At 74.0% G+C, this 14,580-nt stretch carries 11 protein-coding genes; 7 read left to right on the top strand and 4 right to left on the bottom strand.

The genetic code is table 11. The features are described from left to right. Positions 1-29: 29 nt before the first annotated feature. The 3 genes from ACGF07_RS31275 to ACGF07_RS31265 form a co-directional block, all read right to left on the bottom strand. Positions 30-2,117 carry a SpoIIE family protein phosphatase gene (locus ACGF07_RS31275; protein ID WP_350743630.1) on the bottom strand — a complete coding sequence of 696 codons (2,088 nt, stop codon included), beginning with the start codon at positions 2,115-2,117 and terminating at the stop codon, positions 30-32. A 111-nt stretch (positions 2,118-2,228) separates the two neighbouring features. After that, positions 2,229-2,978 carry an SDR family NAD(P)-dependent oxidoreductase gene (locus tag ACGF07_RS31270; protein ID WP_392904224.1) on the bottom strand — a complete coding sequence of 250 codons (750 nt, stop codon included), beginning with the start codon at positions 2,976-2,978 and terminating at the stop codon, positions 2,229-2,231. A 46-nt stretch (positions 2,979-3,024) separates the two neighbouring features. Then, positions 3,025-3,498 carry an SgcJ/EcaC family oxidoreductase gene (locus tag ACGF07_RS31265; protein WP_392904222.1) on the bottom strand — a complete coding sequence of 158 codons (474 nt, stop codon included), beginning with the start codon at positions 3,496-3,498 and terminating at the stop codon, positions 3,025-3,027. Between the two features lie 168 nt (positions 3,499-3,666). Here ACGF07_RS31265 and ACGF07_RS31260 point away from each other — a divergent pair, with 168 nt between their 5' ends. The 5 genes from ACGF07_RS31260 to ACGF07_RS31240 all read left to right on the top strand — a co-directional run bounded on the left by ACGF07_RS31260 (position 3,667) and on the right by ACGF07_RS31240 (position 9,386). Next, entirely contained in the window at positions 3,667-4,065 is a 399-nt protein-coding gene (locus ACGF07_RS31260; RefSeq protein WP_350743643.1) for a MarR family transcriptional regulator, read from the top strand. 272 nt (positions 4,066-4,337) lie between these two features. Beyond that, positions 4,338-5,387 (top strand): substrate-binding domain-containing protein, encoded by a 1,050-nt coding sequence (locus tag ACGF07_RS31255; protein ID WP_392904219.1) that lies wholly within the window; start codon positions 4,338-4,340, stop codon positions 5,385-5,387. A 270-nt stretch (positions 5,388-5,657) separates the two neighbouring features. Beyond that, positions 5,658-7,232 (top strand): sugar ABC transporter ATP-binding protein, encoded by a 1,575-nt coding sequence (locus ACGF07_RS31250; protein ID WP_392904216.1) that lies wholly within the window; start codon positions 5,658-5,660, stop codon positions 7,230-7,232. A 73-nt stretch (positions 7,233-7,305) separates the two neighbouring features. After that, positions 7,306-8,346 (top strand): ABC transporter permease, encoded by a 1,041-nt coding sequence (locus ACGF07_RS31245; protein WP_392904213.1) that lies wholly within the window; start codon positions 7,306-7,308, stop codon positions 8,344-8,346. Positions 8,347-8,579: 233 nt separating this feature from the next. After that, positions 8,580-9,386 (top strand): DeoR/GlpR family DNA-binding transcription regulator, encoded by an 807-nt coding sequence (locus tag ACGF07_RS31240; protein ID WP_350750048.1) that lies wholly within the window; start codon positions 8,580-8,582, stop codon positions 9,384-9,386. A gap of 119 nt (positions 9,387-9,505) precedes the next feature. Here the strand turns inward: ACGF07_RS31240 and galK are convergent, their stop codons facing one another. Beyond that, entirely contained in the window at positions 9,506-10,666 is a 1,161-nt protein-coding gene (gene galK, locus ACGF07_RS31235) for a galactokinase (RefSeq protein ID WP_392904306.1), read from the bottom strand. Between the two features lie 246 nt (positions 10,667-10,912). Here galK and galT point away from each other — a divergent pair, with 246 nt between their 5' ends. Beyond that, positions 10,913-12,016 (top strand): galactose-1-phosphate uridylyltransferase, encoded by a 1,104-nt coding sequence (gene galT / locus ACGF07_RS31230; protein ID WP_350750051.1) that lies wholly within the window; start codon positions 10,913-10,915, stop codon positions 12,014-12,016. Positions 12,017-12,313: 297 nt separating this feature from the next. Next, entirely contained in the window at positions 12,314-14,416 is a 2,103-nt protein-coding gene (locus ACGF07_RS31225) for an NEW3 domain-containing protein (RefSeq protein ID WP_392904210.1), read from the top strand. Positions 14,417-14,580 lie beyond the last annotated feature (164 nt).

Raw genomic sequence — 14,580 nt, 5'->3', positions numbered from 1 at the left:
CCGCGGCGCGGCCGCTCGCGCCGCGGCCCTCACCCGGCGCGGAGGTCCTCGCCGCCGGGCGGGGCGGGGGTGAGGACGCGCGCGATGAGCAGCGCGACGTCGTCCTGGGTGTCGGGCCGCCGGAGCGCGCCGAGCAGCAGGTCGCAGGTGTCCTCCAGCGGTCGGCGGGGGCCGGCGACGAGGTCGACGAGCGTTTGCAACCGCTGGTCGATGTCCTGGTCGCGGACCTCGATCAGGCCGTCGGTGTAGAGGATGAGGTCGTCGCCGGGGCGCAGGTCGAGGTCGTGACCGGGGAAGGGCAGGCCGCCGACGCCCAGCGGTGGGCCGGGCTCCAGGGGGACGGCGCGCGGGTTGTGGCCGGGGCGGACGAGGACCGGCGGAGGGTGTCCGGCGCCGGCGAGGCGGCAGTGCCGGGCGGCCGGGTCGCAGAGGGCGATCAGGCAGGTGGCCATGGTGTCGCCGAGGTCGTGGGCGGTCTCGTCGAGGTGGGTGAGGAGTGCGGCCGGGTCGGGGTCGAGCCGGGCCAGGGCGCGGGTGGCGGTGCGCAACTGGCCCATGGTGGCGGCGGCGTTGATGCCGGAGCCCATGACGTCCCCGACGACGAGGGCGGTGCGGCCGTCCGGCAGGGGGATGACGTCGAACCAGTCCCCGCCGGTCTCGTCGGCGGCGCCGGCGGGCTGGTAGCGGTGGGCGATGGCCAGTCCTGGTGCCTGCGGCGAGTGCTGGGGCGGGAGGAGGTGGCGCTGCAGGGCGACGGTGGCCCGGCGCTGGTGCTGGTACCAGCGGGCGTTGTCGATGGCGATCGCGGCCCGGGCGGCGAGTTCGGTGGCGAGCAGGAGGTCGTCGCGGTCGAAGGGGGCGGGGTTGCGGTTGCGTTTGAGGTCGAGCACGCCGAGGACGCGGCCCCGGGCGATCAGCGGCACCGCGAGGTAGGAGTGGACGCCGGCGTCCCGGAGCAGGCGCGCCGCGTGGTCGTCGCGGGCGATCCGCCGCAGGTCCTCCGGCCGGATGCGGGGGACGAGCACCGGGCGGGCGGTGGCGGCCTGGGTGACGAGTCGCTGCGGGTGGTAGCGGGTGACCTCTCCGACGGGGTCGGCGGCCTCGGCGGCGGGCGTCGGGTGGGCGGTCTTGACGGCCATGGCCCGGAACCGTGCGGACCCGCCGTCGCCGCTCTTCGCCGCCCCGCCGGGCAGCACGGAGTCCAGCAGGTCGATGGCGGCGATGTCGGCGACCTCCGGCACGGTGACGTCGGCGAGTTCGCGGGCGGTGGTCGCGAGGTCGAGGGTCGTGCCGACCCTGATGGAGGCGTCGGCGATCAGCGCCAGGCGTCGCCGGGCGCGGGCGGCGGCCAGGGCCGCCTGGTGCTGTTCGGTGACGTCGACGACCGAGATCGCCAGCCCGATCACCCGGTGGGCCTGGTCCTCCAGCCGGTAGAAGGAGGAGGTCCAGGCGTGCTCGCGGTCGCCGTCGTGCGGCACCCGGCCGGTGGTGAACTCCTCCAGCACCGGTTGCCCGGTGGCCAGGACCTGCCGCATCCGCTCCTCGATCGCGGCGACGTCGAGGTGGGGCAGCACCTCGTGGGGTGTGCGGCCCAGGTGGTCGGCCGCCGGCACCCCGTTGATCCGTTCCAGGGTGCGGTTGACCAATACGTAGCGCAGGCCGGGGTCGAGGACGGCCAGCCCGAGCGGCGCCTGCTCGACCAGGCGCGCCGACAGGGCGAGGTCCCGTTCCACCCGGCGCAGCGTCTCGCGGGCCGAGGCGATGCCGAGGGCGTACCAGTTGCCGGAGGAGGCCTGGAGCCGCATGTTGCGGAACTCCGTCAGCACGGTGTGCCCGTCCTTGTGGCGGACGGGGAACGCTCCGGCCCAGGTGCCCTCCCCCGCCATGACCCGGGTGAACGCCTCCAGCACCGGTTGGCGCCGGTCGGGGTCGGTGAGCAGGTCGGCCGCGTAGCGACCGAGGGCCTCCTCGCAGGAGTAGCCGAAGAGCTCCTCGGCCGGGGGGCTCCACAGCGCGATCCGGCCGTCCTCGTCGAGGACGACGGCCGCGACGCCGAGGACGTCCAGCAGACCGCTCGCGGCCAGGGCGACGTCCGACGGTCCCAGTCGGTGCGGCACCGGCACCACCTCCTCGCCTGCACGGCGATGCTCGCACGTCGCCGCACTCCATCATCTGCCCAACGGCGGGACTCGCACGCGCCCGACCGCGGAGCCGTGGCCGGGGGCCGGTCAGTCGCGGGCGAGCGCGGAGAGGGTCCGGCGACGGGGGAGGATCCGGGCGGCGAGGGCGAAGAGGCGGTTGGCGGCGCCGGGGACGGCCGTGGGCCGGTCGCCCCGGCGCAGCGCGCGCAGCGCGGCGGTGACGACCTGGTCGGGGGTGTGCACGAGTGCGGCGGGGGCGTCCCGGTGGGGCTGGGAGTCGGTGGCGGTCATGCCCGGGCAGACGGCCAGGACGCGGATGCCGGACGTGCGGTGCGCCGCCCAGAGCGCCTCGGTGAGGCTGGTGGTGTAGGCCTTGGTGGCGCTGTAGACGGCGAGGTCCGGCTTCGGCGCGTAGGCCAGGGTGGAGGAGACGTTCAGCAGGGCGTCGCCCGGGCGGGCCCGGGCGAGGAAGGCGTGCGACAGGGCGGTCAGCGCGTGGCAGTTCAGCTGCAGCATCTCCTGCGCACGCTCGAGCGGCGTGGTGGTGAACGGGCCGGTGGCGGCGGTTCCGGCGTTGTTGACCAGCAGGTGGACGCGGGTGCCGGCGATCAGTTCCGCGGTGCGGCGGACGCCGTCGCCGGTGGCGAGGTCGGCGGCGAGGTGCTCGTGACCGGGACCGAGCCGTGCGGTGAGCGTGCGCAGCCGGTCGGGGTCGCGGGCGACGGCGATCACCCGGTAGCCGTCCTGGGCGAGGCGTCGGGCGAAGGCGCGGCCGATGCCGGCGCCGGCCCCGGTGACCAGCGCCGTGGGGCGCTGGTCGGCGGGTGGGATGGTCATGGGGCTGCTCCCGTTGCGGTCGGGCGGTGCCGGGTGGGCGGGGCGGTCAGTCCTGGGCGGGTCGGGTGGCGGGCTGGAAGCGGAAGGACACGGCCTCCATGAGCGGCTTGCGCCTGGTCTTCTGGACGGCGGCGATCCGCCACCGGCCGTCGGCCTCGCGGACCAGGGTGTAGGTGGCGAGCTTGCCGGGCCGGCCGGGCTTGGCGCCGTTCCTGCGGACGTCGCCGCGGGTCACCGCCACCGCGGTGTCGGGGCCGTGGAAGCGCAGGTCGACCAGGTCGAGGTCGAGGCTGGTGCCCTTGAGGAAGCTGTCGAACAGTGCCTGGTGGGCGCGGCCGATCTCGGCTCCGCCGCGGTAGAGGGTGCCGACGTAGGTGATGTCGGTGGCGTCGGCGGTGAAGCAGGCCCCGTACGCGGAGCCGTCGCCGGCCGCCCAGGCGGCGGCGCTGCGCCGCAGCAGCGCCTCGACGGCGGCCGAGTCCTCGAGGCGGTCGGCGGGCGCGGGCTGGTGCGTGGTCATCGATTTCCCCCATGGTAGCTTCGGCGATGGAGATGCTTCTCTCAGGATCTATCTTCTCTGAGGAAGTCTCTTCGCTGAGGAAGAGACTAGGAAGTGGGAGTGCCCGTGTCAACCCATGCCGCCCCGCCCGGGGCGAGTGAGACCTACCGCCGCTACCTGAGCGCCGTGATGCTCCACGGCCACGCCAGCGCCAAGGCGTGCGAACTGGGCGCGACCGACCTGTACGCGCTGAACGTGCTGGAGCTCGGCGGCCCGATGACGCCGGGCGAGCTGGGTGCGCGGACCGGCCTGACCACCGGCCCCACCACCCGGCTGATCGACCGCCTGGAGGCGGCCGGCTACGTGCGGCGCACCCCGTCCCCGGACGACCGGCGCAAGGTGATCGTGGAGCCCGTCGGCAGACCCGCCGCCCTCGACGAGGCGATGGCTCCCGCCCGGCAGCGGATCGGCGAACTCCTCGCCGGCTACTCACCCGAGCAACGGGAGGTCCTCTTCGACTACTTCGCTCGCGCCGCCGATGCCTACCAGGCCGCCGTCGAGGAGCTGCGCGAGTCCTCCACCGGCTGACGGCGCCCGCAACATCCGGACATGTCCCGCACCCCGGCCCCCAGGGCCGGGGTGTTTCGCATGGGCAGGGGCGCCCACCATCGGCGCCCCGCCGCACGGGCCGCGACCGGCGGGCATAACGAGACGGTTTCGAAACCGCCCGGAAGGTCAACCTGACCTTGACTCAGGCCTGCACTGAGCGTTTCCCTTTGCTCCGTCGCGTTTGATTGCGATGCTTTCTGAGCGATTCTGTTGCTACTGGCTGATCGGCCCCCACCCCCAGGAGCCCCACCATGCACCTCTCCCCCCGCGGCCGCCTGGCCCCGCTCGCCGCGCTGAGCCTGGCCGCCGCCTTCGGCCTGACGGCCTGTTCGACCGGACAGACCTCCTCCTCCGGCGCCGACGCGCCGGTGGCCCCGGTGTCCGGCAAGGTCTCCATCACCTACCTGCAGAAGCAGGGCGACCAGCAGTACTTCGTCGACGAGGCCGCGGGCGCCAAGGCCAAGGCCGCTGAGCTGGGCGCCGACCTCAAGGTGGTGAACCTCGGCAACGACGCCAACAAGACCGTCGGCGAGGTGCAGGCCGCGATCGCGCAGAAGAGCAACGGGCTGATCATCGTGGTGCCGGACCCGGCCGTCGGCCCCCAGGTGGTGCAGACCGCCCGGGACGCCAAGGCCGCCCTGCTCACCTCCGACGACCAGGTCTGCGCGAGCGGCCCCGCCCCGGCGCAGTGCGCCCCGGGCGACCTGGTGCCCCGGATCGGCTTCTCCGGCCAGCAGATGGGCCAGCAGGTCGGCCAGCGCGCCGCGGAGGAGTTCAAGAAGGCCGGCTGGAACGCCGCCGACACCCGGGTCCTCTCCGCCTGGAAGCAGGACGTCACCGTCTGCGGTGACCGGGTCAAGGCCGCCAAGGCCGCCTTCGACCAGGCCGTTCCGGGCGTGCAGGCCATCGACGTGGCCACCGACAACACCCCGACCGGCGCGCAGGACAAGGTGGCCGCCACCATCACCGCCAACCCCGGCGTCAAGCACTGGGTGGCGTGGGGCTGCAACGACGAGAACGTCCAGGGCGCCGTCACCGCCCTCCAGAACGCCGGGATCAGCCCCGACGACATCGACGGCGTCGGCCTGGGCGCCTACCTGGCGTGCAAGGACTGGGCCTCCGGCAAGCCCTCCGGCATGAAGGCCGCCCTGTTCATCAACGGCAAGGACGTCGGCGCCCTGTCGGTCCAGACGATGTACGACAAGCTCAAGAACGGCAAGGACTTCCCCAAGGAGGCCTTCGCCCCGACCAAGATGGTCGACGCCGCGACGTGGCAGTCCGCGGGCGTGTCCTGCAGCTGACGCCGCACCCGGCGCCGCGTCGAGCCGGTGGTGCGGGTGGGTCGCCGAGGCTCCCGCCGCACCGCCGCCGACCCGGAAGGCGGTTTCCTGCCGCCCGCACCCGCACCGCCCGCGCCTGCACCCGTGCCGCCGCGCCTCCCGCCACCGCACACCCGCGCCCGCACCGCGTGCCACCGCACCGCGTGCCACCGCACCGCGTGCCACCGCACCGCGTGCCACCGCACCGCCCGCGCCCGCACCGCCCGCCACCGCACCGCCAACGAGGCCCCGATGACCCCACCTGAATCCTCGCCCCACCCACCACCGGGCGGCTCCGCCGGCCTCCACGCCCAGGCGGTGTCCAAGCGCTTCGGCGCCGTCCAGGCGCTGACGGACGTCACCCTCGACTTCCCGCCCGGGCAGGTCACCGCCCTGATGGGCGAGAACGGCGCCGGCAAGTCCACCCTGCTGCGGATCCTCACCGGCGACCACCGCCCCACCGCGGGACGCGTCCTGCTGGACGGTCGGGAGCTCGACCTCCACTCGCCGCAGGACGCCCGCCGCGCCGGGATCCGGATCATCCCGCAGGAACCCGAGATCATCCCGCACGTACCGGTCGCCGAGAACGTGTACGCCGGTGCGCTGCCCCGCACCCGGCTGCGCCGCCTGGACCGCGCCGGGCTGCGCCGCCGGATCGTCGGCGACCTCCACCGCCTCGGCTTCGACAAGGTCCTCGACCCCGACCTCCTCGGATCCGAACTCACCGCTGCCCAGCGCCAGTTGGTCGAGATCATGCGGGCGCTGACCGGCGCCGTCCCGCCCCGCGCGATCGCCTTCGACGAACCCACCTCCTCGCTCTCCGAACACGAGGTCGAGGCCCTGTTCGCGCTGATCGGCCGCCTGCGCGACGAGGGCATCGCGATCGTCTACGTCTCCCACCGGATGAAGGAGATCTTCCGGCTCGCCGACCGCATCGCCGTCCTGCGCGACGGCCGGGTGGCCGGTGTGGTCGAGGCCTCCGCCACCGACGAGGCCGAGCTCGTCCGGCTGATGGTCGGCCGCGACCTGTCCTCGCTGTTCGTCCGCCAGCAGGTCGCCACCGACCGCGTCGTGCTGGACGTCAAGGGCGTCACCACCGACGACGTGCACGACGTCAGCCTGCGGGTGCGGGCCGGCGAGGTGGTCGCCCTGGCCGGCCTGATCGGTGCCGGACGCTCCGAACTCGCCCTCGCCCTCGCCGGCGACGTCCCGATCCGCTCCGGCACGGTGTCCCTCAACGGCGAGGTGCTGCGGCTGCGGAACCCCCGCGACGCCATCGCCGCCGGCATCGGCCTGGCCCCCGAGGAGCGCAAGTCCCAGGCGCTGTTCCTCCAGCGCACGATCCGCGACAACACCTCGCTGGTCAGCCTGCGCCGGCTCAGCCGGTGGCGGTTCGTCAGGCGCCGCCAGGAGAAGGACCTCGCCCAGGAGTACGCCGACCGGCTGCGGGTCCGCGCGCCCTCTGTCGAGGCGGAGGTCCGCACGCTGTCCGGCGGCAACCAGCAGAAGGTCGTCCTCGCCCGCTGGCTCGCCCGCCGGCCGGACCTGCTCATCCTGGACGAACCCACCCGCGGCGTCGACATCGGCGCCAAGGCCGAGATCTACCAGATCATCGCCGACCTCGCCCGCGAGGGCACCGCCGTGCTGGTCATCTCCTCCGAACTGCCCGAAGTGCTCGGCCTGGCCGACCGGGTCGTGGTGATGCAGAACGGCCGCACCACCGGCGAGCTCCCCCGCGAACGGGCGACGGAAGAGGCCGTCCTCGCCCTCGCCATGGCCGACGACCTCGCCCAACCCGTACCTGCCCAGACCGGAGAGACCCAATGAACGAGCGAAGCGAGCGAAGCGTCGAGAGGCGCGCGTGGGCCTGTGCCCCCGCCCGGCACGGCGAGGTGGACGCATGACCACCGCCACTCCCCCGACCGCGCCGGTGCCGGACACCGCGGCCCTGCCCGCCCGCTCCGGTGGCCCGCGTGCGCTGCTCGCCGCGATCGGCGGCCAGAACCTCAGCCTGATCGGCGCCCTCGTCGCCGTCACCGCGCTGTTCGGCTGGCTCAACCCGAACTTCGTCGGCTGGGACAACATCCAGGTCATCGCCGAGGCCGTCACCATCTCCGGACTGCTGGCCGTGGTCCAGACCGTGGTGATCATCTGCGGCGGCCTCGACATCTCGGTCGGCTCCCAGGCCGGCCTGGCCTCCGTCACCAGCGCCATGGTCTTCACCTCCACCGGCGCCAACCCGTACCTCGGCATCGGCGCGGCCCTCGCCATCGGTGCCGGCATCGGCCTGTTCAACGGCGTCGTGATCGTCTACGGGCGGGTCAACCCGACCATCGCCACCCTGGCCGGACTCGCCGCCTACAAGGGCGTCGCCCAGCTCGTCTCGGACGGCCGGGCCCAGGGCTACGTGCTCAACGACCCGGTCTTCGTCTTCCTCAGCCGGGGCAAGATCGCCGGACTGCCCACCATGGTCTGGCTGCTGATCCTCACCGCCGCCGCCGTGCACGTGCTGCTCACCTACACCGACATCGGCCGCAACGTGTACGCGATCGGCGGCAACGACACCGCCGCCCGCCTGGCCGGCATCAACCTCAACAAGTACCTGATCGCCGCCTACGCCCTCTCCGGTGCCGTCGCCGCCCTCGCGGGCGTGCTGCTCACCGCCCGCACCGGCAGCGGCCAGCCCGTCTCCGGCAGCGAGGGCCTGGAACTGCAGTCGATCACCGCGGCCGCCCTCGGCGGCTGCGCCCTGAAGGGCGGCAAGGGCGGCATCGGCGGCACCCTGCTCGCCGTCGCGCTGCTCGGCGCGCTGCAGAACGGCCTCACCGTCCAGGGCATCAACGCCTTCTGGCAGAACGTCGCCCAGGGCACCCTGCTGGTCGCCGCCGTGGTCATCCAGCAGCGCCGCAACCGGGAACGCGCGGTCGGCCTGCCCGCCTGATCCCACGGGTTCCCGCGCGGCGGGAACCCCCCTGCCGCGGCCCGCCGGTGCCGCGGGCGGCCCGCCCGCTGGGGCGACCGCCCGCGGCGCCGGCGGCCCCGTTCCCCGTGCCCGGCACCGGTCACGGGCGGCGCACCCGCCCTGGGATAATGGGCGGCGCAGGACCCGGCCGTGTTCCCGGCGCCGACGAGAACGCACAAGCCGCACGTGCTCGTTCGATCGAAAGGTCATCCGTGGCTGACCAGACCTTGCTCGCCGCCCAGCGCCAGGCGCTGATCCTGGAGGCGATCCGCCGGACCGGCGCGATCCGGGTCGCCGAACTGGTCGAGCAGTTCGGCGTGTCCGACATGACCATCCGCCGGGACCTCGACGCCCTGGTCCGCCAGGGCGCCGTGGAGAAGGTCCACGGCGGCGCGGTGGCGACCGGGTCGGCGAGCACCTTCGAACCCGGCTTCGACGCCAAGTCCGGGCTGGAGGAGGGCACCAAGGCCGCGCTCGCGGACGCCGCGGTCAAGCTGGTGGAGCCGGGCAGCGTGGTGGCGCTCTCGGGCGGGACGACGACCTACGCCGTCGCCGCCAGGCTGCTGGAGGTCCCGGAGCTGACGGTGGTGACCAACTCGCTGCGCATCGCGGACCTGCTGTGGGCGGCCGGGAGCGACGGGAGGGAGACCGCCCCGTCGCTGCTGCTGACCGGTGGATCGCCCACCCGCTCGGCGGCCCTGGTCGGGGCGCTCGCCGACCAGACGATCCGGTCGCTGCACGTGGACCTGCTGATCCTGGGTGTGCACGGGGTGAGCGAGCAGGCCGGCCTCACCACGCCCAACCTCGCCGAGGCGCAGACCAACCGGGCTCTGATCGCCTCGGCACGCCGCACCGTGGTGGTCGCGGACCACACCAAGTGGGGCGTGGTCGGGCTGAGCAGCTTCGCGAACCTGACGGAGGTCGACTGCTTCGTCACCGACGACGCCCTGCCGGCGACCGCGCGCGAGGTGCTCGCCGAGTCCGTCGGCGAACTCGTCGTCGTCCCGGCGGGCGGCTGAGCGGGCACCCGGACGACCGGCCGAGCGATCGCCCGGGCGACAGGCTGGGCGGGCACCTGAGCGGACGGTCGTCCGGGCGTCCGTACGGACGGTTGTACGGGCGGCCGGGCGGCGCCCGGTCAGGCCACCCGCCGGGCTCCCGTCGAGGGGACGGCGGTGAAGACCACCGGCGGGCGGTGACCCGCCGAGCCGAAGGCCGATCGCACCGCCTCCGCGACCGGTTCCGCGTCCGCCTCCGCGACCAGGGCGACGACCGACCCGCCGAAGCCGCCGCCGGTCATCCGCGCGCCCAGTGCCCCGGCGGCGACGGCGGCCTCGACCGCCAGGTCGGTCTCCGCGCAGGAGACCCGGAAGTCGTCGCGCAGCGACGCGTGTCCGGCCGTCAGGATCGGGCCCAGCGCGGCCGTCGCGCCGTGCTCCAGCCGCTCCACGGTCTCGGTGACGCGTTCGTTCTCGGTCACCACGTGCCGGACCAGCGAGCGGAGTTCGCCGGGCAGCCGGCCCAGCGCCGGGTCCAGGTCGGCGACCGCGAGGTCGCGCAGCGCGGGGAGGCCGAGCAGCTCGGCGGCGCGCTCGCAGCCGGCCCGCAGGGCCGCGTAGGCGCCGTCGCCGAGGTCGTGCTTGACCCTGGTGTCGATGACCAGCAGTCGCAGTCCCGCCGCCTCGAGGTCGAACGGCACGTGCCGCTGCTCCAGCGTCCGGGTGTCCAGGAACAGCGCGGTGCCGGCCGTGCAGCAGGCGGAGGCCATCTGGTCCATCACGCCGCAGGGCACGCCGACGAAGGCGTTCTCGGCCCGCTGGGCGACCAGGGCGAGCTGCGGGCCGGTCAGGCCGAGGCCGTGGAGGTCGTTCAGGGCCGCGGCCGTCGCGCACTCCAGGGCGGCCGAGGAGGAGAGGCCGGCCCCGGTCGGCACGTCGCTGTCGATGAACAGGTCGGCCCCGCCGACGGGGTGCCCCGCCTCGGCGAGCGCCCAGAACACGCCCGCCGGGTAGGCGGCCCAGCCGGCCACCACGCCCGGGGCCAGGCCGTCGAGGGCGAGGTCGGTGACCCTGCCGTCGCCCTGGGCGCTGTAGAGCCGCAGCCGCCGGTCCGCCCGGCCGCGGGCGGTGACCCGGGTGGTGTGCGGGAGGGCGATGGGCAGGACGAAGCCGTCGTTGTAGTCGGTGTGCTCGCCGATCAGGTTGACCCGGCCGGGGGCGGCCCACGTGCCGCTCGGCCGTGCCCCGTGGACGGCCTCGAAGTCGGTGGCGGCCTCGTCGATCATCGCGTTCAGCTCCATGCCTGGTGCGCGGGTGGGGTCCCCGCCGGCGGTGTCGATCAGCGAGCGGGAGCTCATTCCGACATAATCAAACACGACCACCCTCAGGGTCAATATCCGCGATGACCATGTTCAGTCGGGTCGGCTCGGCGAACCGGGGCGCGCCCCGACCAGCCGGGATGCTTGTTGACAAGCGATCGTCTCTGTTTGAATCTGTTGAAGCTCGAAAACTGCCGGGGCGACGTCCCACGCGTAAGGAGTACAGCGGTGCACAGAACCGCCACCAAGCTGGCCGACGGCCGCGAACTGGTCTACTTCGACCGGGAGCCGGGCGCGCTCCGCGACGTCACCGACGAACGCCCCCTGGAGCCCGCGGCGAGCCTCTCCGAGATCCGGCTCGACCCGGTGCTCGGCGAGTGGGTGACGGTGGCGGCGCACCGCCAGCAGCGCACCTACCACCCGCCGGCCGGCGAGTGCCCGCTGTGCCCCTCCCGCGACGGGCGGCTCAGCGAGATCCCGGCGGCCGACTACGAGGTGGCGGTCTTCGAGAACCGCTTTCCCTCGCTCGCCACCGGCGCCGCCGACCACGTCGCGGAGCGGGACGCGCCCCTGCACACCCTCCGGCCCGGCAACGGCCGCTGCGAGGTGGTCTGCTTCACCTCCGATCACGACGCCTCCTTCGCCGACCTGGACGAGGCCCGGGCCCGACTGGTGCTGGACGCCTGGACGGACCGCACGGCGGAACTCTCCGCCCTGCCCGGCGTCCGGCAGGTGTACTGCTTCGAGAACCGCGGCGCGGAGATCGGGGTCACGCTCGCCCACCCGCACGGTCAGATCTACGCCTTCCCGTTCGTCCCCTCCCGCACCGCCCGGATGATCGCCCGCGCCGAGGCCCACCGGGCCCGCACCGGCCGGAACCTGTTCGAGGACCTCCTCGCCGCCGAACGGGACTCCACCGAGCGGCTGGTGCTCCGGGGCGAGCACTGGACGGCGTTCGTGCCGTTCGCCGCCCGCTGGCCCTACGAGGTCCACCTCTACCCCCACCGGCGGGTCGCCGACCTGACCGCACTCTCGGAGGCCGAACGCGCCGAGTTCCCCGGCCTCTACCTGGACCTGCTGCGCCGCTTCGACGCGCTGTTCCCCGCCCCGCCCGGCGCGGCCCCCAACCGGACCCCGTACATCTCCGCCTGGCACCAGGCGCCGGACACCGGTGGTGGCGAACTCGCCCTCCACCTCGAGCTGTTCACCATCCGAAGGGCGCCCGGCAAGCTCAAGTACCTGGCCGGCGTGGAGTCCGGGCTCGACGCCTTCGTCACCGACGTGAGCCCGGAGCAGGCCGCGGCCCGCCTCCGTTCCGCCGCGACCGGCTGACCCCGGGCGCCCGCCGCGCCCACCGGAGCCCGCGGCGTCGACCTGACCGTCGACGCCGCGGGCTCCGTCAGCATGTCCGCCCCCCTCCTGCGCACCTACGTTCCGGGCTCCCGGTCACGCACGTCCGTCGGGTCCGCGCCCTGGCGTCCGTGCAGCTCCCCGCCGCTAACACCCTTCGTTGATATCCGTCTGATTGCGTTGACTCTTGACTGCCTGTGTTTGATTTGGTTCGCTTTCCAGCGCCCTGCGCAGGGTTCCTGCACCACCGTCCGCAACCCTCCGGACCCAGGAGACACGATGCGCAAGACGTGGGCCGCGTTACTCGCGGCCTCGCTGGCGGCGGCACCCCTCGCCGCCGTCCCCCTCACCGGCACCCCCGCGGCAGCCGCCGAGCCGACCGGCGCCGCACTGGCCCTCACCCCGCCGATGGGCTGGAACGACTGGAACGCGTTCGGCTGCGACGTCGACGAGCAACTGGTCGAGCAGACCGCCGACAAACTGGTCTCGGCCGGCCTGCGCGCCGCGGGCTACCAGTACGTCAACATCGACGACTGCTGGATGGGCAGGGCCCGCGACGCCGCCGGCCGACTCGTCGCCGACCCGGTCAAGTTCCCGCACGGAATCGCGGGCGTGGCCGCCTACGTGCACGCCAAGGGCCTCAAGCTCGGCATCTACGAGAGCGCCGGCACCCTGACCTGTGCGGGATATCCCGGCAGCCTCGGCCACGAGCAGCAGGACGCGGCCTCCTTCGCCTCGTGGGGCGTCGACTACCTGAAGTACGACAACTGCTACAACCAGGGCGTCCCGTCCCAGCAGCGCTACCGCGCCATGGCCGACGCACTGGCGAAGACCGGCCGTCCGATGGTCTACAGCCTCTGCAACTGGGGCCAGGACAGCGTGTGGACGTGGGGCCGCACCGTCGGCCAACTCTGGCGCACCACCGGGGACATCGACCCGTCCTTCGGCCGGATGCTGGACATCTTCCACGCCAACGCCGGACTCGCCGACGCCGCCGGGCCGGGCGGCTGGAACGACCCGGACATGCTGGAGGTCGGCAACGGCATGACGGCGACCGAGGACCGCGCCCACTTCTCGCTCTGGGCGGAGATGGCGGCCCCGCTGATCGCCGGCACCGACCTGCGCAAGGCGAGCGCCGACACCCTCGCCGTCTACGGCAACACCGAGGTCGTCGCCGTCGACCAGGACCGGCTCGGCAAGCAGGGGCGGCCGGTGAGCATGGCCGGCGGCCTGGACGTGCTGGCCAAGCCGCTCGCCGACGGCAGCGTGGCGGTCACGCTGTTCAACGAGAACGCGCAGCCCGCCGTGGTCTCCACCACCGCGGCGGCGGTCGGCCTGCCCAAGGCCAAGGGGTACCTCCTGCGCGACCTCTGGGCGCACACCGACGGTGAGACCGCCGGGGCGATCAGCTCCACCGTGCCCGGCCACGGCGCCGTGATGTACCGGGTCACCCCGACCGACCACCCGGGCGGACAGCACCCGGACCTCGTCCTGCGGACCGAGGTGCCCGACCTCGCCCCCGGCGGTTCGGCCACGGCCACCACGGAACTCGCCAACAACGGCGCCCAGTCGGCGAACGACGTGGTGCTCGGACTGGACGTCCCGGCCGGCTGGACGGTGGCACCCCTGTCGGAGACCCGGGTGGGGCACGTGCCGCCCGGTGGCCGGGCGCAGGCCACCTTCCGGGTGACCGCCCCGGCGGACCTGCCGACGCCGCTCACCCGGGCCACCCTCACCGGCACCGCCACCGCGCACGGACCGGGCGGCCCGCAGAGCGTCACCGCGCCCGCGCCGGTCCTGCTCGCCTCACCCGTGCAGGCGCCGTACCGGGTCTTCACCGACACCACCGCCGTCTTCGGCGCGCAGAACGGGACGTTCGCCATCGACGGCGCGGGCGCCGACCTCTACTACGACGTCGACGAGTACAGCACCGTCTACCGGCCGGGCGCCGAACACGACGGCTCCACCACGGTCGTGAAGCTCACCGCCCAGGCGCCGACCAGCGACTGGGCCAAGGCCGGGATCATGGTCCGCAACGACATCACCAAGCCCGGCGCGTCGGCCGGTTACGTCATCCTGGCCGAGGCGCCCGGCAAGGGCTACGTGCTCCAGTGGGACAGCGACGGCGACGGCAAGCTGGACTCCAACAGCGCTCCGGCGAACCAGGGTTCGGGCTCGGCGAGCTACCCGAGCTGGCTGAAGCTGGTGCGCGAGGGTGCGACGTACACCGGCTACTCCTCCGCCGACGGCACCACCTGGACGAAGGTCGGCCAGGCCGTCCTCCCCGGCGCGGCCGCGCTCCAGGACGTCGGCCTGTTCACCACCTCGCACAGCGCCGGCACCAGCGGCGAGGCCGACTTCACCGGCTTCACCCAGAGCTGAGCGGCCGAACGGCCGAGCGGTTGAGCAGCCGGACGGCTGCGGAGCCGAGGAGCGGAGCGGGGCCCCCGGCCGGGGGGGGGGGGCCCCCCGGGCCCCCCCCGGGCCCCCCCCCACCCCCCCAAACATCCCCCACCCACGCCGCAGGAGCGGGATGGGGGTTACGC

The sequence above is a fragment of the Kitasatospora sp. NPDC048194 genome, from assembly GCF_043202455.1.
Lineage (GTDB): Bacteria > Actinomycetota > Actinomycetes > Streptomycetales > Streptomycetaceae > Kitasatospora.
Note: the sequence above shows the minus strand (reverse complement) of the source record. Positions and strands in the feature narration are given on the sequence as shown.

Excerpts from the sequence above, each read along its gene's own strand:
- ACGF07_RS31270 (WP_392904224.1), bottom strand. The coding sequence starts at position 2,978 with ATGACCATCCCACCCGCCGACCAGCGCCCCACGGCGCTGGTCACCGGG.
- ACGF07_RS31265 (WP_392904222.1), bottom strand. The coding sequence starts at position 3,498 with ATGACCACGCACCAGCCCGCGCCCGCCGACCGCCTCGAGGACTCGGCC.
- ACGF07_RS31260 (WP_350743643.1), top strand. The coding sequence starts at position 3,667 with ATGCTCCACGGCCACGCCAGCGCCAAGGCGTGCGAACTGGGCGCGACC.
- ACGF07_RS31255 (WP_392904219.1), top strand. The coding sequence starts at position 4,338 with ATGCACCTCTCCCCCCGCGGCCGCCTGGCCCCGCTCGCCGCGCTGAGC.
- ACGF07_RS31250 (WP_392904216.1), top strand. The coding sequence starts at position 5,658 with ATGACCCCACCTGAATCCTCGCCCCACCCACCACCGGGCGGCTCCGCC.
- ACGF07_RS31245 (WP_392904213.1), top strand. The coding sequence starts at position 7,306 with ATGACCACCGCCACTCCCCCGACCGCGCCGGTGCCGGACACCGCGGCC.
- galK (WP_392904306.1), bottom strand. The coding sequence starts at position 10,666 with ATGGAGCTGAACGCGATGATCGACGAGGCCGCCACCGACTTCGAGGCC.
- ACGF07_RS31225 (WP_392904210.1), top strand. The coding sequence starts at position 12,314 with ATGCGCAAGACGTGGGCCGCGTTACTCGCGGCCTCGCTGGCGGCGGCA.